Origin of the sequence: Streptomyces sp. JH34, from assembly GCF_029428875.1 — a bacterium.
Taxonomy (GTDB): Bacteria; Actinomycetota; Actinomycetes; order Streptomycetales; family Streptomycetaceae; genus Streptomyces.
The window spans coordinates 5,478,288-5,500,009 of sequence record NZ_JAJSOO010000001.1 but is presented as its reverse complement, the minus strand read 5'-3'; the positions used below and the strand labels follow the sequence as shown (position 1 = coordinate 5,500,009).

At 72.2% G+C, this 21,722-nt stretch carries 21 protein-coding genes and 1 riboswitch; of the genes, 6 read left to right on the top strand and 15 right to left on the bottom strand.

Features of this window, described 5'->3' with window-relative positions; translation table 11 throughout:
- Positions 1-3: 3 nt before the first annotated feature.
- The gene (locus LWJ43_RS24680) at positions 4-723 is read right to left on the bottom strand and encodes a lysophospholipid acyltransferase family protein (protein WP_277334397.1); all 720 of its coding nucleotides are present in this window, start codon (positions 721-723) and stop codon (positions 4-6) included.
- A gap of 216 nt (positions 724-939) precedes the next feature.
- Here LWJ43_RS24680 and LWJ43_RS24675 point away from each other — a divergent pair, with 216 nt between their 5' ends.
- Both LWJ43_RS24675 and LWJ43_RS24670 read left to right on the top strand, forming a co-directional pair.
- Positions 940-1,719 carry an alpha/beta hydrolase gene (locus tag LWJ43_RS24675; protein ID WP_277334396.1) on the top strand — a complete coding sequence of 260 codons (780 nt, stop codon included), beginning with the start codon at positions 940-942 and terminating at the stop codon, positions 1,717-1,719.
- The gene (locus LWJ43_RS24670) at positions 1,712-2,383 is read left to right on the top strand and encodes an ICP22 family protein (RefSeq protein ID WP_277334395.1); all 672 of its coding nucleotides are present in this window, start codon (positions 1,712-1,714) and stop codon (positions 2,381-2,383) included. Before LWJ43_RS24675 ends, LWJ43_RS24670 begins: the two co-directional genes overlap by 8 nt.
- Positions 2,384-2,423: 40 nt before the next feature.
- Here LWJ43_RS24670 and LWJ43_RS24665 read toward each other — a convergent pair whose 3' ends face one another.
- The 6 genes from LWJ43_RS24665 to LWJ43_RS24640 all read right to left on the bottom strand — a co-directional run bounded on the left by LWJ43_RS24665 (position 2,424) and on the right by LWJ43_RS24640 (position 7,412).
- Entirely contained in the window at positions 2,424-3,185 is a 762-nt protein-coding gene (locus tag LWJ43_RS24665; RefSeq protein ID WP_277334394.1) for an endonuclease/exonuclease/phosphatase family protein, read from the bottom strand.
- A gap of 72 nt (positions 3,186-3,257) precedes the next feature.
- Positions 3,258-4,199 carry an ROK family glucokinase gene (locus LWJ43_RS24660; protein ID WP_277334393.1) on the bottom strand — a complete coding sequence of 314 codons (942 nt, stop codon included), beginning with the start codon at positions 4,197-4,199 and terminating at the stop codon, positions 3,258-3,260.
- Between the two features lie 75 nt (positions 4,200-4,274).
- Positions 4,275-4,766 carry a DUF5304 domain-containing protein gene (locus LWJ43_RS24655; protein ID WP_277334392.1) on the bottom strand — a complete coding sequence of 164 codons (492 nt, stop codon included), beginning with the start codon at positions 4,764-4,766 and terminating at the stop codon, positions 4,275-4,277.
- A gap of 80 nt (positions 4,767-4,846) precedes the next feature.
- Positions 4,847-6,028, bottom strand: coding sequence for an ArsA family ATPase (locus LWJ43_RS24650; RefSeq protein ID WP_277334391.1), 1,182 nt, complete (start codon positions 6,026-6,028; stop codon positions 4,847-4,849).
- Between the two features lie 4 nt (positions 6,029-6,032).
- Positions 6,033-6,482 carry an SRPBCC family protein gene (locus tag LWJ43_RS24645; protein ID WP_277334390.1) on the bottom strand — a complete coding sequence of 150 codons (450 nt, stop codon included), beginning with the start codon at positions 6,480-6,482 and terminating at the stop codon, positions 6,033-6,035.
- A 120-nt stretch (positions 6,483-6,602) separates the two neighbouring features.
- On the bottom strand, positions 6,603-7,412 hold the full coding sequence (locus LWJ43_RS24640; RefSeq protein WP_277334389.1) for a metallophosphoesterase family protein: 810 nt from the start codon (positions 7,410-7,412) through the stop codon (positions 6,603-6,605).
- Positions 7,413-7,691: 279 nt separating this feature from the next.
- Here LWJ43_RS24640 and LWJ43_RS24635 point away from each other — a divergent pair, with 279 nt between their 5' ends.
- Complete coding sequence (locus tag LWJ43_RS24635; protein WP_277334388.1) at positions 7,692-9,488, top strand: AMP-dependent synthetase/ligase; 1,797 nt, start codon at positions 7,692-7,694, stop codon at positions 9,486-9,488.
- A 65-nt stretch (positions 9,489-9,553) separates the two neighbouring features.
- Here LWJ43_RS24635 and LWJ43_RS24630 read toward each other — a convergent pair whose 3' ends face one another.
- Positions 9,554-10,696: a glycosyltransferase family 4 protein gene (locus LWJ43_RS24630; RefSeq protein ID WP_277334387.1), complete on the bottom strand. Its 1,143-nt coding sequence runs from the start codon at positions 10,694-10,696 to the stop codon at positions 9,554-9,556.
- Between the two features lie 77 nt (positions 10,697-10,773).
- On the opposite strand from LWJ43_RS24630, the gene LWJ43_RS24625 reads away from it, so the two are divergent.
- Positions 10,774-12,039 (top strand): glycosyltransferase family 87 protein, encoded by a 1,266-nt coding sequence (locus tag LWJ43_RS24625; protein ID WP_277334386.1) that lies wholly within the window; start codon positions 10,774-10,776, stop codon positions 12,037-12,039.
- On the opposite strand, the gene LWJ43_RS24620 is transcribed toward LWJ43_RS24625, so the two are convergent.
- The 5 genes from LWJ43_RS24620 to LWJ43_RS24600 all read right to left on the bottom strand — a co-directional run bounded on the left by LWJ43_RS24620 (position 11,996) and on the right by LWJ43_RS24600 (position 17,489).
- Positions 11,996-13,249, bottom strand: coding sequence for a hypothetical protein (locus LWJ43_RS24620; RefSeq protein WP_277334385.1), 1,254 nt, complete (start codon positions 13,247-13,249; stop codon positions 11,996-11,998). The genes LWJ43_RS24625 and LWJ43_RS24620 overlap by 44 nt on opposite strands.
- Before the next feature lie 16 nt (positions 13,250-13,265).
- Positions 13,266-14,288: a C40 family peptidase gene (locus LWJ43_RS24615; RefSeq protein WP_277334384.1), complete on the bottom strand. Its 1,023-nt coding sequence runs from the start codon at positions 14,286-14,288 to the stop codon at positions 13,266-13,268.
- A gap of 237 nt (positions 14,289-14,525) precedes the next feature.
- The gene (locus LWJ43_RS24610) at positions 14,526-15,551 is read right to left on the bottom strand and encodes a C40 family peptidase (RefSeq protein WP_277334383.1); all 1,026 of its coding nucleotides are present in this window, start codon (positions 15,549-15,551) and stop codon (positions 14,526-14,528) included.
- Positions 15,552-15,847: 296 nt separating this feature from the next.
- Positions 15,848-17,209 (bottom strand): NYN domain-containing protein, encoded by a 1,362-nt coding sequence (locus LWJ43_RS24605; RefSeq protein WP_277334382.1) that lies wholly within the window; start codon positions 17,207-17,209, stop codon positions 15,848-15,850.
- Between the two features lie 37 nt (positions 17,210-17,246).
- Positions 17,247-17,489 (bottom strand): hypothetical protein, encoded by a 243-nt coding sequence (locus LWJ43_RS24600; RefSeq protein ID WP_018555472.1) that lies wholly within the window; start codon positions 17,487-17,489, stop codon positions 17,247-17,249.
- A 170-nt stretch (positions 17,490-17,659) separates the two neighbouring features.
- Here LWJ43_RS24600 and LWJ43_RS24595 point away from each other — a divergent pair, with 170 nt between their 5' ends.
- A complete protein-coding gene (locus tag LWJ43_RS24595; RefSeq protein WP_277334381.1) occupies positions 17,660-18,409 on the top strand; it encodes a rhomboid family intramembrane serine protease in 750 nt (249 codons plus the stop codon).
- A complete protein-coding gene (locus LWJ43_RS24590) occupies positions 18,406-18,687 on the top strand; it encodes an Lrp/AsnC family transcriptional regulator (protein WP_014156690.1) in 282 nt (93 codons plus the stop codon). The genes LWJ43_RS24595 and LWJ43_RS24590 overlap by 4 nt, the downstream gene beginning before the upstream one ends.
- A 98-nt stretch (positions 18,688-18,785) precedes the next feature.
- On the opposite strand, the gene LWJ43_RS24585 is transcribed toward LWJ43_RS24590, so the two are convergent.
- Together LWJ43_RS24585 and trpD are read right to left on the bottom strand one after the other, a co-directional pair.
- Complete coding sequence (locus tag LWJ43_RS24585) at positions 18,786-20,162, bottom strand: aminotransferase class V-fold PLP-dependent enzyme (RefSeq protein ID WP_277334380.1); 1,377 nt, start codon at positions 20,160-20,162, stop codon at positions 18,786-18,788.
- A 186-nt stretch (positions 20,163-20,348) separates the two neighbouring features.
- Positions 20,349-20,466: riboswitch (SAM riboswitch) on the bottom strand.
- A 117-nt stretch (positions 20,467-20,583) separates the two neighbouring features.
- A complete protein-coding gene (trpD, locus tag LWJ43_RS24580) occupies positions 20,584-21,648 on the bottom strand; it encodes an anthranilate phosphoribosyltransferase (RefSeq protein ID WP_277334379.1) in 1,065 nt (354 codons plus the stop codon).
- Positions 21,649-21,722 lie beyond the last annotated feature (74 nt).

Sequence of the window (21,722 nt, the reverse complement as noted above, 5' to 3'; positions counted from 1 at the left end):
CACTCACGCGCCGGGTTCCTCCTGGCCCTTCTTCTTCGCGTCCTCGGCGATCTGCCGCTTGGCCGCGGTGGCGTAGACGTCCACGTACTCCTGGCCGGAGAGCTTCATGATCTCGTACATGACCTCGTCGGTCACCGAACGGAGGATGAAGCGGTCGCCGTCCATGCCCTGGTAGCGGCTGAAGTCCAGCGGCTCACCGATCCTGATGCCGGGCCGCATCAGCTTGGGCACCACCTGGCCGGGAGGCTGGATCTTCTCCGTGTCGATCATCGCCACGGGGATGACCGGCGCACCGGTGGCGAGGGCCACCCGGGCGAGGCCTCCGGGCTTGCCCCGGTAGAGCCGTCCGTCGGGCGAGCGGGTGCCCTCCGGGTAGATGCCGAAGAGCCCCCCGCTCTCGATGACCTGGATGCCGGCCTTGATGGCGGCCTCCCCGGCACCGCGGCCGCCGGAGCGGTCCACCGGGAGCTGGCCGACACCCTTGAAGAACGCGGCGGTGAGCTTCCCCTTCACCCCGGGGGCGGTGAAGTACTCCGCCTTGGCGATGAAGGTCACCTTGCGGTCGAGGACGGCCGGCAGGAAGAAGGAGTCCGAGAACGACAGGTGGTTGCTCGCGAGGATCGCCGGCCCGTGTGCGGGAATGTTCTCCAGGCCCTCCACCCACGGTCTGAAGGCGAGCTTCAGGGAACCGCCGATGGAGAACTTCATTGCGCCGTAGATCAACTCTGGTGCCTCCTGTGTGCCGTGCGAATGACCTTAACCCGTGGGGCCGCGGCCTTCCCCGCCCGCTCGGGGCGGTATCCCTCACAGACGGCGCCGCGGGCGGCTGCCGCCCGGAGCGTGACGGCCCTGGTCGGTGTCGGTCCGGTCGCGTACGGTGAAGTAATCCTTTTGCACACCCCCCGCACCCCTGCCCCGCTTCATGAACAGGAGTCCCCGGTGCCGGTCCTCCCTGGAGCCGAGCCGTTCCGCCACGAGGGCGGAGAGGTCGGCGTCCTCCTCTGTCACGGATTCACGGGTTCGCCGCAGTCGCTGCGCCCCTGGGCCGACTACCTGGCGGAGCGCGGCCTCACCGTGTCCCTCCCGCTGCTGCCCGGACACGGCACGCGCTGGGAGGACATGGCGGTCACGGGCTGGCAGGACTGGTACGCCGAGGTGGACCGGGAGCTGCGGGTCCTGACGGCGCGGTGCGAGAAGGTCTTCGTCTTCGGCCTCTCCATGGGCGGGGCCCTGGCGCTGCGCCTGGCCGCGAAGCACGGTGACGAGATCGCCGGCCTGGTGCTCGTGAATCCGGCGAACAAGGTGCACGGCCTGTCGGCGTACGCCCTGCCGCTCGCCCGGCACGTGGTGCGTACGACGAAGGGGCTGACCAGCGACATCGCGCTGGAGGGCGCCGAGGAGGTCGGCTACGACCGGGTGCCGCTGCACGCCGCTCACTCCGTGCGGGCGTTCTTCCGGCTGGTCGACGCCGATCTGCCACAGGTCACCCAGCCGGTCGTGCTGCTGCACAGTCCGCAGGACCATGTCGTGCCGCCGGCCGACTCGGCGCGGATCCTCAGCCGGATCTCGTCCGCGGAGGTCGAGGAGATCCTCCTGGAACAGAGCTACCACGTGGCGACGTTGGACCACGATGCGGAGCGGATCTTCGACGAGAGCTACCGGTTCGTCGACCGCCTCGCATCCGACGCTGGCAGAAAGGGGAGCACGTCCGGTGGCTGAGCACGACGCGGAGCGCGCGGGCAGTGACGAGGAGCGCGAACCGCGCCCCACGGAGGGGACGGCCGTCCCCGAGGGTACGGAGGGGGCCCGGCCGCTCGACGAGGCCGCGGCCTGGGAGGCGATCGTCGCGGGATACGGCGAGGAGCCGCCGGACCCGCCGGGCGCCAAGCCGTTCAAGTCGATCGAGGATCTGGCGCTGCTGGAGGACGACCAGCTCAACGTCCTGGACCCGGGCCCGGAGTCCGGCGCGGGCGACGACGCGGACAAGGGCGTGGATGGGAAGACCTCCGGCGCGCCGCCGGAGAAGAAGCCCCTCGGTGGTTCGGTCGTCTTCGCCCCCGGGGTCGCGGGGCCGCGCGACTACGGCCTGGCGGAACCCGGGGACGGCGACACCGACGAGGCGGACGACAGCGAGGAGGGGCACTTCGTCCCGCCGGAGCCGCCGCCGCTCCCCGAGGCCGATGTGACGGCGAAGTTCGCATGGCTCGCGGTCGTCGGCGGCCCGGTGCTCATGCTGGTCGCGGTGCTGATGCAGTGGGAGATGACGTGGTGGCTGACCACGCTCTCCATCGGCGGCTTCCTCGGCGGCTTCGCCACCCTGGTGGCGCGCATGCCCCACGACGACGAGGAGGACGACGACCCGGGCCGCGGCGCGGTCGTCTGACGCGCGGCGGAGGCGGCCACAGCCCCGGCACGGCCCTGGCTCAGCTCCCGGCGGGCACCCTGAGGGCGGCGAGCACGGGCAGATGGTCCGTCGCCGCCCGCAGGTCCTCGCCGGTGACGCCGGGCAGGTCGGCGGGGACGCCGCAGCCGAGCACCTGGATGCCGCCGGTCGCGAACACCGCGTCGATCCGCTTGCGGGGCGAGCCGGGCGGGAAGGTGAGCTCGCCGCCCCAGGGCCGTACGGCCCGGCAGTCCTGGAGCCGCCCGGCCAGCTGCCGGAAGGCGCCCCCCTCGGGTACGTCGTTGAGGTCGCCGGCCACGACGGCGTGCGGGACACCCATCGCGTCGACCCGGTCCAGCAGCATCCCCGCCTGTGCCCGGCGCTCCTCCCGCTGCAGGCTGAGGTGGCAGCTCACGACGCCGAGCCGCGCCCCCGCGATCCGTACCACCGCCGTGGCCAGGCCCCTGCGGTGCAGCCCCGGGGTGAGCGGCAGCAGGACGTCCTCCGTGTGTTCCACGGTGGCGCGCAGGGAGCAGAGCAGCAGGGGGCCGGCCGCCGTGGCACCGCCGCTGAGGATCACCAGGTCCGTCATGGCGGCGAGCCGGGCCGCCGCCTTGCGCCAGCGGAAGAAGCGGGGGGCCTCCTGCACGCACACCAGGTCGGGTGCGCAGGCGCGGATGACACGGGCCAGCGCCTCGGTGTCGTCCTGCATCGAGCGGACGTTGTAGCTGAGCACCCGGATGACGGCTGAACCGTCCGGCTCGGTACGGGAGTCGGGCAGCGGCATCGGCGTCGTGACCATGGGACGCACGATACGACGGACGCCCGCCGCTCCCCGGAGGGCGCGACGGGCGTCGGACGGAACGGGGTGGGCTCAGCCCTGGCGCGCCAGGTCCGCAGCGCCCACCAGGCCTGCCTTGCCGCCCAGTTGGGCCGCGAGGACCTGGGCGTGCGGGCGCCACTCGCCGCCGATCAGCCAGCGCCGGAACGACTTGCGGATCGGGTCGAGGACCAGCTCGCCCTCGTCCGAGACGCCGCCGCCGACGATGAACGCGGACGGGTCGAAGAGCGAGGCGAGGTCGGCCAGACCGGCTCCGGCCCAGCGGGCCAGCTCACGGAAGGAGTCGACGGCCACCGGGCAGCCCTGCCGGGCGGCCTGGCTGATGTGCTTGCCCTCGATGCCCTCCACGGTGCCGTCACCCAGCCCCAGCAGGATCTGGGCGTTCTCCGGGGTGGCGTTGGCGCGCTGCTTCGCGTATCGCACGAGCGCGCGCCCGGAGGCGTACTGCTCCCAGCAGCCCTGGCTGCCGCAGCCGCAGAGCAGCCCGTCCGGGACGACCCGGATGTGACCGAATTCCGCCGCCACACCGAAGCGGCCGCGGCGCAGCTTGTTGCCGATGATGATGCCGCCGCCCAGGCCGGTACCGAGCGTGATGCAGATGACGTCGTCGTGCCCCTGGCCGGCGCCGAAGCGGTATTCGCCCCAGGCCGCGGCGTTGGCGTCGTTCTCGACGACGACGGGCAGGCCGACGCGCTGTTCGACCTTGTCCTTGAGCGGCTCGTGGCGCCAGTTGATGTTCGGGGCGAACAGCACGGTGGCACGCTTGTCGTCGACGTATCCGGCCGCGCCGATGCCCACCGCCTCGACGTCGTGCCCCTCGCTCGCTCCGGCCACGGCGGCGCTGATCGCGTCCACGATGCCTTCGGCGGTCGGCGGGGTCGATACCTTGAACGTCGAGAGGATCCGGCCCTCTTCGTCGACCACTCCAGCCGCGATCTTCGTGCCGCCGATATCGACGCCGATGGTGAGTCCCATGAATCCCTCAGTTTCGGTCGAGCCCCGCTACGGCCAACCGTACCCGAGCCGGGGACGGGTATTTCCTTCCCAGGGTCAGTCCAGGTCGATGTGCTCGCTGCCGCCGGTGCCCTCGTCACGCGGGTCCGAGGGGTCCTCGGCCGCCTTCTTCCCGGGTCCGGTGGTGTTTCCGGTGCCGCCCGAGGTGCCTCCGGCGCCCTCGGTGCCACGGGTCCAGCGGTTCTCCTGGCCCTCGACCGCGGTGCGGTAGGCGGCGAGGAGTTCGTTCCCCGCGGCGGCGAGATGGTCGAATACTTCCGGGTTGCGCTCGATGACGGGCTCGACGGCGGACTTCGCCTGCCGGATCACCTGCTGGACGGTGCCCTGCGCCGCCATGCCGAGCAGCGGCGACTGCAGCGAGGAGACCTTGTCGGCCACCGCGTCGATCAGTCTGCGCAGTTCCTCCGCGGCGGAGCCGGGCTGCTGTCCGTACTGCGCCCGGCGGCGGGCCTTCTCCGCCTCGAAGTCCTCGGCGCAGGCCTCCGCCCACGCGTCGTCGTCGACGGGACGATCGGTGGATTCACTCATGGCGGACTCCTGCGACGCGGTTGCCTGCGCGACCGTACGGGCCACGTACTACCGACGTTACCCGAACGGTGGTACGCCGTTCATTGTGTCCGGGGCCAGAGCGCGGGGTCAGGCGTGAACCGGACACGCAGGACGCCGTCCGCCAGCGCGGCTCCGGAGACGGTGCAGCGGCGCAGGGCGGACTCCAGGCGCACGATCCGGTGGAACGGCCCTGCGGTCAGGAGCAGTTCGTCGCCGCGCCGGACGAGCCTGAGGTCCTCCTTGACCGCCCCGGGCAGCGGCAGGCACCAGGAGATGACACCGTCCTCCGCCTTCTCCGTCCACCAGGGGCCCCCGGCGTGTCCCGGCGCGCGGTCGTCCGGTGCGCCGGCCCCGGCGAGCAGAGCCAGGTCCTCGAGGGTGCGCGGTTCGCGGCCGAGGTGCGCGCTCTCGCGCACGGAGACCCCGGGCTCCCACTCCTGGTGCCAGTGGTCCAGGCACTTCTCCTGCCGGGCGGCGAGATCGGCGAACCAGGGGTCGGCGGAGTGGCGGGGCAGGACCCGGGAGGCCACGACCGAGTCGACGCGCAGTCCGTGGAGGGCGAGTCCGGTGCGGGCGGAGCTCAGCGCTTCGCCGGCGGCCCGCCCGGGTTCGGCGACGAGCCGCACGGTCGTCGCGTCGTCCGCGACGAGGGCCTCGACGGCGGCCAGTTCGGCGTCCTTGCGGGCGGCCGCCTCGTACAGCCACTGGGCGGGCATGGGGACGCCGGCGAGCTGGGCGAGCACGGGGCGCAGGGCACGGGCGGCCTGGCGTTCCCTGGGCAGGAGGCGTCGCAGATAGCGGCGCAGCTGACCCGGCAGGGCGAGGAGTGCGAGGGCGTCGGTGAGCGGGGGCAGGTCGACGACGAGGACCTCGTGGCCGTCCTCGGCCCAGTCGCCCTCGGCGGCGCGACGCAGGGCGTGCAGATGGGCGAGCTGTGCGCTGCCCGGCAGTTCGGTGAGTTCCTCGGCGTCGAGCCGGTTGGCTCCGAGCAGGTCGAGCACCCCGGAGGCCCGGTCCTGGAGCTCGATGAGTTCGTCGCGGAAGTGCGCGGCGGAGTCGATGCGGACGCAGGCCAGCCGCTCGGTGACCTCGGTGGCCTCGGCTCCCGCGGGGAGGGCCGGCACCGCGTCGGCGGAGACCAGGAGTGTGCGGCGGCCGGCGCGCGCCGAGGCGAGCGCGGTCGCCGCGGCGACGGTGGTACGGCCTGCGCCGCCGGGGCCGGTGACGAGGACCGTACGCACGTGATCAGGCCTTCGGGACGGATTCGACGCGCTTCTTCAGCCCGGCGAGGGCCCGGTCGATGATGACCTTCTCGGCCTTGCGCTTGATCATGCCGAGCAGCGGGATCTTGACGTCGACGGCGAGCCGGTAGGTGACCTGGGTGCGGTCGCCGTCGCCGAGAGGCGCCAGGGCGTAACTGCCGTCCAGCGCGCGGAGCATCTGGGACTTGACGAGGGTCCAGTCGACCTCGTACTCGCTGTTCCAGGTGTAGGAGAGGACGTGGTCGTCCTTGATCGCTCCGGCGTCCAGGACGAGGCGGACCTGTTCGGCGCGGCCCTGGGCGTCGGTGGCCAGGATCTCGGCCTCCTTCACCTCGCCGGTCCATTCCGGATAGCGGGCGAAGTCGGCGATCACTCCCATGACGTCGGCCGGTGCCGCCTCGATCGTGATGCTCGAGCTGGTGTGTTCAGCCATCGCCGTGGCCCTCCAGTGCGGTGTACCGGTCGCGTTCGGCAGAGGCCTGCCACGTGCAGGCTATCGCGTGCCGGTGACCCTCCCGTCCGCGCCCCGGCCCGGGGCCGTTCGCCGTGTCGCTCACCACTCCAGGGCCCAGGGACGCCCGCTCGACGCGAAGTGGCCGACGTTGACGCACTCGGTGACACCGATCCGCATCCGGCGGACCAGCGGCTGGTGGACGTGACCGAAGAGCGCGTAGCGGGGGCGGGTGCGGCGGATGGCTGCCAGGAGCGCGCTGCTGCCGCGCTCGAAGCGCCGGGCCACGGTGTCGTACGTCAGCTCCGGGACCTCCGGCGGGATGTGCGAGCACAGGACGTCCACCGGGCCGAGCGCCTCGACCTTGGCGGCGTACTCCTCGTCGCTGATCTCGTACGGGGTGTTCATCGGGGTCCTGAGGCCGCCTCCGACGAATCCGAAGACCCGGCCTCCGATCTCCGCACGCTCGCCGTCCAGCACGGTCGTACCGGAACGGGCGTACTCGGGCCAGAGCGTGGGCACGTCGACGTTGCCGTAGGTGGCGTAAGTAGGGGTGGGCATCACGGCGAACAGCTCGGCGTACTGCTTGCGCACGGCGGACAGGATGGCCGCGTTGCGGTCCAGGCCGGCCCACAGTTCACGGCCGAAGGCGCGTGCCTCCTCGAAGCGGCGCGCGGTGCGCAGCTCGACGATGCGGTGGGCGTTGGCGACGCCGAACAGGTCGGGGAAGATGCCGCGCGAGTGGTCGGCGTAGTCGAGGAAGAGGACCAGGTCCCCCAGGCAGATCAGCGCGTCCGCGCCGTCCCCGGCGCGGGCCAGCGCCTCCGCGTTCCCGTGCACGTCGCTGACGACGTGCACGCGTGTCCGCCGGGTGGGGGTCGTGTGCTGATTCAGGGGTGTGCCGACTCGCATGGAGATCACCCTAGGTCGCGGCGCGCCGCTCTGGGTAGAGGGCGTCGGACCTGCGGTTACTTCCGGATCCGGACACGGGTGGACTAATGTGCGCCGAAGGACCGCGGATATGTGTGATGCATAAGACATCTGGCCGGAACCCCCTTTCCGGAACCAGTACCGGTGGGTAACGTCCCGCCAGTCCAGTCGTGCTCACCCCACCGAGCATCTGCCAGTCTTGGACCGATCCGGTACGTCGCACAGAGCCGTGGAACCGGAGCCCGATGAGGAGCAGCAGTCTTGCGCGAGTTCAGCCTTCCGGCCCTGTACGAGGTCCCTGCGGACGGCAACCTGACGGATCTCATCCGCCGCAACGCCGCTCAGCATCCCGACGTCGCGGTGATGAGCCGGAAGGTGGCCGGCGTCTGGACGGACGTCACGGCGACCCAGTTCCTCGCTGAGGTCAGAGACACCGCCAGAGGCCTGATCGCGTCGGGTGTCGAACCAGGCGACCGGGTCGCCCTCATGTCCCGCACCCGCTACGAGTGGGTCCTGCTGGACTTCGCCATCTGGTGCGCCGGCGCCGTCACGGTGCCGGTGTACGAGACCAGCTCCCCCGAGCAGGTCCAGTGGATACTCGGCGACTCCGGCGCGGTCGCGGTCGTCGTGGAGAGCGGCGCCCACGGGGAGTCCGTCGCCTCGGTGCGGGACCGGCTGCCCGGTCTGCAGCACGTGTGGGAGATCGACCGGGGCGCCGTCGGCGACCTCGTGACGGCGGGCGCCGGGGTCTCCGACGAGACGCTGGACCTGCGCATGGTGAGTGCCAAGGCCGACGACCCGGCGACGATCGTCTACACCTCGGGCACGACCGGCCGCCCCAAGGGCTGCGTGCTGACCCACCGCAGTTTCTTCGCGGAGTGCGGCAACATCGTGGAGCGGCTCAAGCCCCTCTTCCGTACGGGCGAGTGTTCCGTCCTGCTCTTCCTCCCCACCGCGCACGTCTTCGGCCGGCTGGTCGAGGTCGCCTCGGTGATGGCCCCGATCAAGCTCGGCTGCGTGCCGGACATCAAGAACCTCACCGACGAGCTGGCCTCGTTCCGGCCGACGCTGATCCTCGGCGTGCCGCGGGTGTTCGAGAAGGTCTACAACTCGGCGCGGGCCAAGGCCCAGGCCGACGGCAAGGGCAAGATCTTCGACCGTGCCGCCGACACGGCGATCGCGTACAGCCGTGCGCTCGGGACCCAGGAAGGCCCGTCGATGGGTCTGAGGGTCAAACACAAGGTCTTCGACAAGCTGGTGTTCAGCAAGCTGCGCGCGGTGCTCGGGGGCCGCGGCGAGTACGCGATCTCCGGCGGCGCTCCGCTCGGCGAGCGGCTCGGGCACTTCTTCCGCGGTATCGGCTTCACGGTGCTGGAGGGCTACGGGCTCACCGAGTCGTGCGCCGCCACGGCGTTCAACCCGTGGGACCGTCAGAAGATCGGCACGGTCGGCCAGCCTCTGCCGGGCTCGGTGGTGCGGATCGCCGACGACGGCGAGGTGCTGCTGCACGGCGAGCACCTGTTCACCGGTTACTGGAAGAACGAGGCGGCGACGGCCGAGGCGCTGGCCGACGGCTGGTTCCACACGGGTGACATCGGCACGCTCGACGAGGACGGCTATCTCGCGATCACCGGCCGCAAGAAGGAGATCATCGTCACGGCGGGCGGCAAGAACGTCGCCCCGGCCGTGATCGAGGACCGGATCCGCGCGCACGCCCTGGTCGCCGAGTGCATGGTGGTCGGCGACGGTCGGCCGTTCGTCGGCGCCCTGCTCACCCTGGACGAGGAGTTCCTCTCCCGCTGGGCCGAGGAGAACGGCAAGCCGGCCGGGTCGACGGCGTTCTCGCTGCGCGAGGACCCCGAGCTGCTGGCCGAGGTGCAGCGTGCGGTGGACGACGGCAACGCCGCGGTGTCCAAGGCGGAGTCGGTCCGCAAGTTCCGCGTGCTGGGAGCGCAGTTCACCGAGGAGGCCGGTCACATCACGCCGTCGCTGAAGCTGAAGCGCAACGTCGTGGCGAAGGACTTCGCGGACGAGGTCGAGTCGATCTACCGCGGCTGACCACGCAGGACGTACTCAGGAGGGACCCGCCCGGTCAACCGGTGCGGGTCCCTCCTCCTATGTGCTCAGAGCAGCGTCTTCAGCTGTCCGGCGAGCAGGTCCCAGCGCCACTTCTCCTCGACCCACGCCCGGCCCCGCTCCCCCATGCTCCTGCGCAGCTCCGGGTCCTGGAGCAGAGTGACGATGCGGTCGGCGGACTCCTCCGCGGAGCCGCCGCGCACCACCCACCCGGTCTCGCCGTCGAGCACGGCGTCCGGGGCGCCGCCCGAGTCCCCCGCGACGACGGGCAGCCCGGTCGCCGACGCCTCCAGGTAGACGATGCCGAGGCCCTCGACGTCGAGTCCACCGCGCCGGGTCCGGCAGGGCATGGCGAAGACGTCGCCCGCGCCGTAGTGCGCGGGCAGCTCCTCCCAGGGCACCGGGCCGGTGAAACGCACGGAGTCCTCGACACCGGTCTCGGCCGCCAGCTTCTTCAGCTGCCCGGCGTACGGACCGCCGCCCACGACGAGCAGGACGGCGTCCGGCACCCGCGCCAGGACGGCGGGCATGGCCAGGATGAGGGTGTCCTGGCCCTTGCGCGGCACGAGCCGTGACACGCACACGATGACGGGCCTGTCCGTGAGTCCCAGCCCCGCCCTGACCAGGTCTCCGCCGGAGGCCGGGTGGAAGGTCTTCTCGTCGACCCCGGGCGGCAGCCGCACCATGCGGCCGGCGGCCTCCGGGGTGAGCGCCGCGGCGATCCTGGACCGGGTGTACTCGCCGAGGTAGGTGAGGGTGTCGGTGCCCTCGCCGATACGGCGCAGCAGCTGCCTGGACGCGGGCAGCTGGGCCCAGCCGGCCTCGTGGCCGTGCGTGGTGGCGACGAGGCGGCGGGCACCGGCCCTGCGCAGCGCGGGCGCCATGAGACCCAGCGGGGCGGCGGCACCGAACCACACGGAGGAGCAGCCGTGCTCGCGCAGCAGCCGGACGGCCTGCCGGGTGACCCGCGGCGTGGGCAGGAGCATCGTCGTACGGTCGCGTACGACGGTGAACGGCTGCTCGGCGTCGAAGGCGGCGGTGGCCTCCGCGCCCTCCGCGCCACGCTTCCAGGTGGAGGCGTAGACGACGAGCCGCTCGGGGTCCATGCGGAGCGCCATGTTGTGCAGGAAGGCCTGGATACCGCCGGGCCGGGGCGGGAAGTCGTTCGTCACGATCAGCGTCTTGTCCATCGCCGCCGACAGTACCGGGCGGCCCGACGGCCCTGCCTGACGGCTCCCGCACAGCCGGGACCTGCATCATGGCGGGCATGACGGTCAGGACAGGTACGAGTGGCCGGGCGGGCCGGGGTCTGTCCCTCGCCGTGTGGGGGCTCACCCGGGCGGTGCTGCTGCTCTGCGTCTTCAAGGTGTTCACGGTGCCGGGCCCGGACGTCACGAGCGACGTCTCGGTGATCTACCGGGGCTGGTACGAGGTGCTCCGGGCCGGTTCGTATCCGCTGGACGACGTCACCTGGCAGTACCCGCCCGCCGCCGCGCTCGCCGTGCTCTCCCCGGATCTCCTGCCCTTCCTGGAGTACGCCTCCGCCTTCTTCGTTCTCGTACTGCTGTGTGACGCCCTGGTGTTCGGGCTCCTGTCGTACGCGGGAAGCCGTGCGGGGATGCGCGACGCGGGCACGTGGCTCTGGGTGGTGGGCGTGCCGCTGCTCGGGCCGACCGTGTACGCCCGCTACGACCTGATGGTGACGGCCGTCGCGGTGACGGCGCTGCTCGCCGGGGTGCGCCACCCCCGGGTGCTCGGGGCGCTGGCCGCCTTCGGGACGCTGCTGAAGGTGTGGCCGGTCCTGCTGCTGGCCGGGACGGCCCGGGGCAGGGAGACACGCCGGGCCTGGTCGGCAGCGGCGGTGACGGCCGCGGCGGCGGCCCTGGCCGCCGCCGCGGTGATGCCCGGCGCGTACGCCTTCCTGACGTTCCAGCGGGACCGGGGGCTGGAGATCGAGTCGCTGGGGGCGCTGGTCTTCCACGTGGCACGGCAGTTCGGGTGGGAGGGCCGGGTCGAGCTCCGCTACGGCTCGATGGAGTTCGCCGGGCCGCAGGTGGCGCTGGTGAGCACGCTGGCCCTGGCGTTGAGCGTGCTCGCCTTCGGATGGCTGCTGGTGTGGCGGCTCAGGGCCCGCACGTTCGCGGTGCACACCCCGGCGGACGCGGCGTTCACCGCGGTGCTGCTGTTCACGGTGACCAGCCGGGTCATCAGCCCCCAGTACATGGTGTGGCCGCTGGGAATCGCCGCGGTGTGCCTGGTGTTCCGGGGCACCCGGATGGCCCGGCCCGCGTGTCTGGTCCTGGTGGCCACGGCCGTCACGCTGCTGGAGTTCCCGCTCGGCTTCGCGCACGTGGTGGCGAGCGACGCGGAGGGCGTGGCCCTCATGGCGGTACGCAACGGTCTGCTCGTCGCGGCGACGCTGGACGCGGGCCGGCGGCTCTGGCGGGACACCGTGCCGGCGGTGCGGCGGGAGCCCGCGGCGGAGGGGCTCAGCCGAGGCGGGCGCGCAGATACTCCCGCCAGCGCGCCGTGAAGTCCTCGGGAGTGGTGCCGAGCACCGTGTGCATGGCCTGCTCCACGGCACCCTCCCGCCGCGCACGGTTCCCCACGGCCTCGTAGAAGGCGGTCAGCTCCTCCTCGCCCCAGTCCCGTGCGATCATCTCGCAGGCCAGCCAGCCGCCCTCGTAGGCCCTGGCGAGCTTCGCCGCGTCCTCGCCGAAGCCGAAGTCCTCGTCGGCCGGCAGCCGCGCGGGCAGGTCGCCGGACCGGACCGCCTCGGCGAGTTCCGGCGCGATCTCCGGGGCGGTGCGGCTCTCCTGACGGTAGGCGGCCCAGTCCGCGAAGCCTTCCGACAGCCAGACGGGGGTGGCGGCGGAGGTGTGCGCCCGGGTGGCCACATGGGCGGTCTCGTGGGTCAGGACGACCCGCTGCCCGAAGTCGCCGAGCATCGCGTACGCCTGCGGATTGACGATCACCCGGTCGGCGGGCGCCCGGCCGCTCCCGCCCACCTCACCGGTGGTGACGGCCGCTATGCCCCGGTAGCTGGCCGTGGGTGAGCCGAGGAGTCCCGCCATGTCCTCCACGGACGCGGGGACGAGGACCACGACCTTCTGCGCCCAGGGGCCGGGCCAGGAGCCGGTGACGGCCGGGACGGCCCGGTCCGCGGTGTCCGCGATCCGGCGGAGCTCGGCGGCCCTGCGGCCGACTCCGAGAACGAGGCTGTGCGTGCCCCGGACGACCTCGACGTCGCCCTGTTGCCAGAGCTGCCCGGGGGAGCCTTCGGCGGCCCGGTCGGCGGCGACGTACCAGGTGCGGTCCTCGCCGCGGCGGACCAGTTCCACGGTGCGGGAGGAGGACATGGGGGCCTTGTCGTAGCCCTTGATCCGGTAGCTCAGTTCGACCTCGGCGGTGACCCGGTCCCCGGTCCCGTCCTTCACGTCCTTCACGTCGTACGCCCAGGACTCCAGCGGTACGTCGGCGAGGTTGCGCAGTTCGGTGCGCTGGGCGGCCCGGAAGGACGTGGCGCGGGGGTCGAGCGCGGCCAGGTACGCGTCGGTGTCGTGCGCCATCAGTGCGGCGGCCCGGCGGTCCAGGGTGGCGCCGACCTCCTCGGCCGTCATGCCGGCGGGGACGTCGCGGGGTCCGGCGCAGGCGGGCGCGAGCAGCAGAGCGGCGAGCACGGCACCCGCCGTGCTCCGTCTGCGGGAGCGGTCCCGCCGCGCGTCCTGCGTCCGAACAGCCATTCAGCCGATCGTACGGTCAGACGCGGGTGACCGAGGAGACGGGCATCATGCCGACGGGGTCGTAGCGCACCGGTGCGCCGGGGTACGGGGCGTGGATGACCTGGCCGTCACCCGCGTACATCCCGATGTGGCTCGCGTCGGCGCGGTAGGCGACCAGGTCGCCGGGCCGCGCCTGCGAGAGCGGCACCACGCGGCCCGCGTACCGCTGGTCCTGCGAGGTCCGCGGCAGGGCGACACCGGCCTGGGCGTAGGCCCACTGCATCAGCCCCGAGCAGTCGAACCCGGCGGGGCCACTGGCACCCCACACGTACGGTCGGCCCAGTGCCTGCCTGGCCGCATCGAGGGCGGCCAGGCCGCGCGCGGAGCCGGGTGTCCCCCCGGTGAGCGTCCCCGGGGCGGCCGACCGCGAGGCGCGGCCGAGAGCCTCCCGGTCGGTTCCCGGCAGCGTGCGCAGCAACTGCCGGGCCCGGTCCAGCTTCGCCTCCACGGTGTTCTTGTGGCGGGCCAGCGCCGCGCGGTCGCGTTCCAGGGCGGCCAGCGCCCCGGCGGCCTCCGCGCGGCTCTGGGCGATCTTGCGCTGGGCATGCCGCAGCTTGCTCAGCGTCACGGCCCGGCGCTCGCCCGCACGGTCCAGAGCGGCGGCCCGGTCCAGGAAGGTGTCCGGGTCGGAGGAGAGCAGGAGGGCGACCGAGGGGTCGACGCCTCCCGAGCGGTACTGCGCGCCCGCCATCGCGCCGAGGGACGACCGCAGCAGGTTGATGTCCTCCTGCGTCCGGGCCGCCGCGTCCTGCGCCCTGGCGATCCGGCCGCGCAGCCGGCCGAGGCTCTCACGGGCGCCGTTGTACCGCTCGGTGGCGCGCTCGGCCTCCGCGTACAGCCGGTCGACGGCCTCCTTGGCCGTCTCGTGGGTGTCCTCGGGTGAGGCGCTCGCGGGCGCGGCGCCGAGGGCGGCCGCCGCGGTGGCCGCGGCGGCCGACAGGACGGTGGCCCGGACGCCTCGGTTGAGTCCGGGCCGGGTGGGGCGGCGATGCGACACCACAGGAAGCCGCACTCCCTTCCGCTGTACGCAGACGTGCGCGGCCCCTGCCGCCCGGGCGGGCGGAACGACGACCGGGAGCTGCGCGGCAGCGCAGACAGTAACCGGACGGCTACTCCGCGGCCAAAGGCCACGCCGGACGGGGAGAGGGGGACGAAACAACCCCGCCCCGCCGGTGACCTGGGGTCTCCGGCGGGGCGGGGCGTAGTCGGGGGGTGCCGTGATTCGCCCGTTCGGGCGTCAGACGCGCACGCCGAACTGGAAGGTTCCCATGTAGTCCATCGACTCGTAGCGGACCACGGCGCCGGGCTTCGGGGCGTGCAGGATCTGGTTGTTGCCCGCGTACAGGCCGACGTGCGAGGTGTTGTTGAAGAACACCAGGTCGCCCGGCTTCAGGGCGCTGCGGCCGATCCGGACACCGTCGTTGATCTGGGTGTACGTGGTGCGGGTGATCTGGACGCCGGCCTGGGCGTAGGCCCACTGGGTCAGACCCGAGCAGTCGTAGGCGTTGGGACCGGTGGCACCGGAGACGTACGCCTTGCCCTGCTGCGTGGAGGCGGCCTGGAGGGCGGCGGCGCCACGGGCGGACGCCGGGACCTCGTTGCCGAGATCGACCCGGTCGCCGGCTGCGCGGCTGGCGCGCTGCTCGTCCTCGGCCATCTTGGCCCGCTCGGCCGCGGTGAGGGTGTTCAGCAGCTTCTGGGCGTCGGCCAGCTTGCCCTGGTACTTCTTCTTGTTCGCGTTCAGCGACTTGCGGACGTCGTCGAGGTCGGCGAGCTTGCCCTGCGCCTCCTTGCGCTGCTGCGCGAGGGTGCGCTGCTTCGCCTGGATCTTCTGCAGCGACTCGGCCTGCTTGGCCGTCAACTGGTCCAGCGCGGAGGCCTGGTCCAGGAAGCTGTCCGGGTCGGAGGACAGCAGCAGCTGGACCGACGGGTCGAGGCCGCCGGAGCGGTACTGCGCCGTGGCGAGCGAACCGAGCTCGCCACGCAGGGCGTTGAGCTCGTCCTGACCGCGGGCGACCTTGTCCTGGAGCGCGTCGGCCTGCTTCTTGAGCTTGTCCTGCTGCTCCTTGGCGCCGTTGGCCTTCTCGGTGGCTTCCTCGGCCTCGTGGTAGAGCTTGTCGACCTTCGCCTTGACCTCGCTCTTGGTCGGCTTGGGGTCGGCGTGGGCGGCCTGGGAGGTCAGAGCCACGGCCGCGGCGGCGGTCGCGGTGAGCACGGTCACACGAGTGCGGCTCGGCTGCTTGGGACGACGGTGGGACGCCACGAAGGCGAGCTCCTTCTTCCTCGAGCCGCCTACCGGGTAGTGGGGGATGACTGACGGATCCCCGGCTCCGTGCAATCACGGACTCGGCGGTTCCTTCGCCGTCACCCCGGATGGGCAATCAACCGTGCGAAGGTTCGAGGCCTGACCCTAGTGACCATCTTGTGATCAGTTCAAATCCTCACGAGGAAAATCTCGTCACACCAGGCACTTCTTTACTTTCATCACACTGCGTGTAGCGGCGACTTGACGGTACGTTCCGTAAATTCCGACAAGTCGCACATGCCTCGTATGACGCCTCAGACGCGCGAAAGGCGCTTCAGGAGCAAGACGGACGCGACGGGCCTCGCCCCCGCCTTCGCCACCCCGTCGGCGACTTCGCGGTCGGTGGAGACCACGACGACGGGCCTGCCCGGCGGTTCGGCGCGCGCCAGCTGCCGGATCAGCTCGTCGGCGGTCACCCCGGCCTTGCTGAAGAGCACGCGGACTCCGCGCGGCGGGGCGAGCAGGACGGGGGCGGCCAGTTCGGCGCCGTCGAAGACACAGGTCATCTCGGCGCCGGTCTGCGCCGCGAGGACCGAGAGGCCGCCCAGGAGGCGCAACCGCTGCTTCTCCAGGGGCATCTGCGGATAGCCGGTCTTGGTGACGTTGTAGCCGTCGACGATCAGATGCGCCTGAGGGAGGGCCAGCAACTGGTCGAGCAGCGCCGGGTCGGTCTCCGAAAGGGCCCTGGCCGCAATGTCCTTCGGGGACATCCTTCCGGGCTCCACCGCTTCGACGCCGTCCGCGGGGCGGAGCGAGGACGGGGGCAGGGCCAGCTCGCGGCGGAGCCCCTGGGCGGCGTCGAGCACGGTGTCCAGGAGCAGCCGCAGCCGCATGTCCTCGACCGAGCGTCCTTCCCGGGCCGCCCGGCGACCGGCCTCCACGGACGCCTCCGCCTCGGCCAGCCGGGCCTTGAGCCGGCGGGTCTCGCTCTCGGCGGCGGAGACCTGGGCGGCCGCCTCGGCCCGCACGGTGTCGGTCTCGGCGCCGGCCTTGCGCAGAGCGGCTTCTCCGCGCTTCACCTCACTCAGGGCGCTGCGCAGCTTGCGGTGCAGGGAGTCGGCCTCCTTGCGGGCCGCCTCCAGCTCCGCACGGAGCCGCTCGGTGTCCGCCCGCGTCTGGCCGCGGGCGCGGTCGAGTTCCTCACGGAGCCGCTCCAGCTCGCGCCTGGTCTCCTCGTCCGCCCTCTCGGCGTGCGCGCGCTGGGCCTCCTCGCCGGCCGCGGCGACCAGCTTGACCCATCCGGCCGGCCGCAGCACGTAGGCGGCGGCGGCCACGTCGACGGGGTCCGCGGCGGCCGGCGGCGCACCGGACCCGAGGGCCTCGGCCAGCTCCGGCTGGGTCTGTCCGATCCGCTCACCGATGCGCCGGCGGAACACGGGATCGCTCTCCAGGGCGGCGGCCATCGCGTTGCCCGCGAACTTGGCCCGCCTGCTCGGGGTGAACCGGGCGTACTGCCTGAGCTGGGCGGGGAGTTCGCCGACGGTCAGCCCGCCGAACGCGTCCGAGACCAGCGCCACCACCTTGCGGCGCACGCCTTCGGGCAGCGGACGGTCGAGCGACTCCGCGGTGCCGTCGGCCGCGTCGGCCGGTCCGGCGCCGCCTGTCGGCTGCTCCACCTTCCATCACCCCTATGTGTCTGTCCGCGCGGCTCCGTCAGGAGTCGGCACCAGGCCTGTCGACCAGCTCGATCTGATCCACGGCGTTGCACCAACGGCAGCGCACCGACTCGATGGTCTCACTGACCACCTCGCGCTCCTCGACACTCGACTCCCCGGCCAGGTCGAGGTGCACGTACTCGACGACCTTCGAGGAGCGCGTGACGTCGAAACGCGTGAGGTTGCCGCAGAGCGTGCAGCGCCAGCGGGTCGCGTCCGTCGGCTGGGGAACCGTCGTCATCGTTGCGTCCTCTTTCGTCGTGCGTCGAGTCTTGTACGTGCCCAGGTCTTCGATCTCGCGGTGCGCCGTCGAACTGCGGATGTCCTGCCGCAACCCTACGGCCTTGCGCATACCCGCCGGCACGGCGAGGCGGTCTGTCCCGTTCTCGCCGGGTGCGTCATGCTCTGTACATGATCGATCTGCGCGAAGTCGGCTGGCGGGAGCGGGCCAGGGAGTTCGGGGCCGCGGCCGCGGCGGGCGGCGCCCCGGTCACGTACGGACTGATGGCGCTGTGCTGCGCCGTGTTCCTGATCAGCCCGCTCTCGGGGTTCAACCCCGCCTACGGGGACGCCGACGCGCTCCTCGCCGCGCAGGCCGGGTACTTCGAGCGCTGGGGCGTGATTCCCGCCGAGCTCCTGGACGGTTCGGTGCACGCGGCCCTCACCCCGCTGACCGCGCTCTTCGTCCACGGCAGCTGGCTGCACCTGCTGGGCAACATGCTCTTCCTCTACGTGTTCGGCGCGATGGCCGAGGAACGCATGGGCCGCGTCGAGTTCACCCTCTTCTACGTGGTGTGCGGCTACTTCGCCCTGGTCGCCTACGCGGTCGTGCACGCGGATTCCGACCAGACGCTGGTCGGCGCGTCGGGGGCGATCTCCGCGGTGCTCGGAGCCTTCCTCTACCTCTTCCCCAAGGCCCGGGTGACCAGCCTCTTCCCCTTCCTCTTCTTCCTCCCGCTGCGCTTCCCCGCCTGGATCGTGCTCGTCTTCTGGTTCGTCCTGCAGTGGCTGGCGGCACGGAGCGCGGGCAGCGGCCCGGGCGTGGCGTACCTCGCGCACGTGGCGGGTTTCGCGGCCGGGTTCCTCTACGCCTGGGTCCGGTTCCGTGGGACTAGAGTGAAGTCTCCAGCCACGGCCACCGAGGGAGAAAGCCAGCCGTGATCACCGCGATCGTGCTCATCAAGACCAGCGTGGACCGGATTCCCGAGATCGCCGAGGCCATCGCGGCGCTGGACAGCGTCAGCGAGGTCTTCTCGGTCACCGGTACGTACGACCTGATCGCCATGGTCCGGGTGGCCCGGCACGACGATCTGGCCGATGTCATCCCGGGCCGGATCAGCAAGATCCAGGGCGTCGAGGCCACGGACACCCACGTGGCATTCCGCACCTACTCCCAGCACGACCTCGAGGCGGCCTTCGCCATCGGCCTCGACGGCTGAGGCGGACCGGCGACACGGCCGGGACGGACGACGGCTCCGGCCGGGGAGGGGGCGTCTCGCCCCCTCCCCGGCCGGAGCCGTTCGCGCACCGCGCGGAATCAGACCTGGGCGGCGCCACGGTCGGGCACGCAGCGGCCCTCCTCGGTGCGGTAGGTCCAGCGGGCGCCCTCGCCCACCAGTTCCCGGACGGCGCCCAGGAACCTCTCGATGTGCTCGTCCGGGGTGCCCGCGCCGAAGCTCACCCGGATGGCGTTGAGGGACCTCTCCCCCGGCGCGGCCTCCGGAGCGCCGCACTCGCCCGGGTCCTGCGGCTCACTGCCCAGCAGGGTCCGCACCAGCGGGTGGGCGCAGAACAGTCCGTCGCGCACCCCGATGCCGTACTCGGCGGAGAGCGCGGCGGCGAAGTGCGAGCTGTTCCATCCCTCGACCACGAAGGAGAGGACGCCGACCCTCGGGGCGTCGTCACCGAACAGGGAGAGCACCTTGACCTCGGGGACGTCGGCGAGGCCCTCGCGGACCCGGGTCACCAGCTGCTGCTCCCGGGCGACAAGCCGGTCGAAGCCGGCCTCGGTCAGGGCCTTGCAGGCGGCGGCGATGGAGTAGACGCCGATGACGTTGGGCGATCCGGCCTCGTGCCGGGCCGCGGTGGTGTGCCACTGGACGTCCACACCGCCGTCGGCACGCCGGGCGACCTTGCGGGAGGCTCCGCCGCCCGCGAGGTACGGCTCCGCGTCGACCAGCCAGTCGGCCCGGCCCGCGAGGACACCGGAGCCGAAGGGTGCGTACAGCTTGTGCCCGGAGAAGGCGACCCAGTCGACGTCCAGCGCGGCGATGTCCACCGGGTGGTGGGGCGCCAGCTGCGCGGCGTCGAGCACGATCCGCGCACCGTGCGCATGGGCGGCGGCGGCCAGTTCGCGCACCGGCCACAGCTCACCCGTGACGTTGGACGCGCCGGTGACACAGACCAGCGCGGGACCGTGAGGATCACGGGCGGCGAGGGCCTCCTCCAGCGTGGCGACCGCCTGGTCCGGGGTGCGGGGGGCGTCGAGGTAGGTCACCCGGGCGTCGCGCCAGGGCAGCAGCGACGCGTGGTGCTCGGTCTCGTACACGAACACCTGGCAGTCGGCGGGCAGCGCGGCCGCGAGGAGGTTGAGGGAGTCGGTCGTCGAGCGGGTGAAGACCACCTGGTCGTCCGCACGGCAGCCGAGGAACTCCGCGACGGTCACGCGGCTGCTCTCGAACAGGTCGGTGGAGAGCTGGGAGAGGTATCCGGCACCGCGGTGGACGCTGCCGTAGTACGGGGCATAGGCGGCCACGTCGTCCCACACCCGCTGCAGGGCCGGGGAGCTGGCCGCGTAGTCGAGGGCGGCATAGGTGACGTCTCCGCCCGTCACGAGCGGAACGGTGACATCGGCGCCCAGAACCGGCAGCGGTGCACAAATGGCCTGGTCGGCGGCAGCGGTGGGGACAGACATGGCGAACTCCTGTGAGAGGCAGGCGAAATCCTCGCGCCGGCGATCGGGAAGGTGCGCGGCAACGCGGGGAGAAAGAAGAGAAAAAGGGGTGTGCGGAGGAGGGCTCGAAGCCCTATCGCATTCGCTTGCTCACAAGAGGCTCCCTGGGACCAAGGACCCCAAGGGATGGCGTCCTGGACGCCGAGGGGCCCGCGCTTGCCACAGACCTCGCTGCCTGCGGCCCGGTCTTCACCCGGGGCACCCCGCCACGGACGGAGGGTTGCCGGACAACGGGCCGGGGCCGTAGTCGCTGTCACTCATGACCTGCGCAGCATCTTGCCATATCCCCTGGCACGCGCAAGGCGCGGTCCGCGATCCGGACTGCGCCCAGGTGTCTCCCGCCGGAGCCGGGCCCGATCCCGACGGGGGCCTCAGCGCCCTCTCAGGCGTTGCTGGCCGCCACCCAGCGCTCCAGGGCACGCTTGGCCGCTCCCGAGTCGATCGACGCGGCGGCCCTCTCGATCCCGCCCGCGAGCTGCTCGTTAAGGGTGCCCGCACCCTGGTCCAGCGCGACCAGCGCGGCGGCCGAGTTCAGCAGCACTGCGTCGCGCACCGGGCCGGTCTCACCGTCGAGCAGCCGGCGGGCCACGTCCGCGTTGTACGAGGCGTCCGCCCCGCGCAGCGCCTCGACGGGCACGAGACCGAGGCCGACGTCACGCGGGTCGAACGCCTCCTCGCGGACGCCGCCGTCGCGGACGATCCAGACACGGGAGGTCGCCGTGGTGGTCAGCTCGTCGAGGCCGTCGTCGCCGCGGAAGACGAGCGCCGAGTTCCCCCGGTCGGCCAGTACCCCGGCCACGATGGGCGCCATCTTCGGGTCCGCGACTCCGATGGCCTGGGAACGGACCCGGGCCGGGTTGGTGAGCGGGCCGAGGATGTTGAAGGTGGTCTGCGTGCCGAGTTCCTTGCGCGCCCTGGCCGCGTGCCGCAGGGCGGGGTGGAACTTCACCGCGAAACAGAAGGTGATGCCCGCTTCCTCGGCCACCGCGACGACACGCTGCGGCGTCAGCTCCAGATTGACGCCGAGCTTCTCCAGCACGTCGGAGGCGCCGCTGGCCGAGGACGAGGCCCGGCTCCCGTGCTTGACGACCTTCGCGCCCGTCCCGGCGACGACGATCGCCGACATGGTGGAGATGTTGACCGTCTTGGCCATGTCGCCGCCGGTTCCCACGATGTCCACCGTGCGGCCGGGCACCTCGATGGTGTGGGCGTGCTCGTACATGGCGCGGACCAGACCGGTGACCTCGTCGACGGTCTCACCCTTGGCCCGCAGCGCGATGGCGAAGCCGGCGATCTGCACGTCCGTGGCCTCGCCGCTCATGATGCGGTCCATGGCCCACGCCGTCTGGTCCGTGCCGAGGTCCTCGCCGCGGAGGAGGGGGGTCAGCACGCCGGGCCAGGTGAAGTCCGCCGCGCTGCCGCCGCCGTCCGGGGTCACCACGTTCATGGTCCGCTCCTGGGGTCCACAGCCGGTAGAAGTACGCCTCCACCCTATCCAGCCCCGAGGACAGCGAAGAGCCC